Genomic DNA, 270 nt, shown 5'->3' on the forward strand with positions numbered 1-270 from the left:
ATTTTACTTTTAGATATAAAATGAATCCATTTTTCAGCTAAAATTTTTAATGCTTCATAGTCTGTACTTCCCTTATTTATAAAATAATTTACATCCATTGTAGGCGGTTCTAATTTAGCTTTTTGACCATTAATTGTAAATTGTTTTATCTTTCCTTCTTCTTCAATTTTGAATTCTTCAATATTAACTTCATGCCCACAGTTTGGACATTCAGAATCTTTTTCATCAAAAGTAAAACCGCACGCCTCACATTCTTGCTGAGGTTCTAAA

General features: G+C 28.9%; 1 protein-coding gene. It reads right to left on the bottom strand.

All coding sequences use genetic code 11. The features are described 5' to 3' along the window. Positions 1–270: hypothetical protein (locus tag GFJ99_RS13565; protein ID WP_203228805.1), on the bottom strand; the 270-nt coding region annotated here is incomplete at both ends.

Source organism: Flavobacterium sp. LMO6 (genome assembly GCF_009495795.1).
GTDB lineage: Bacteria > Bacteroidota > Bacteroidia > Flavobacteriales > Flavobacteriaceae > Flavobacterium.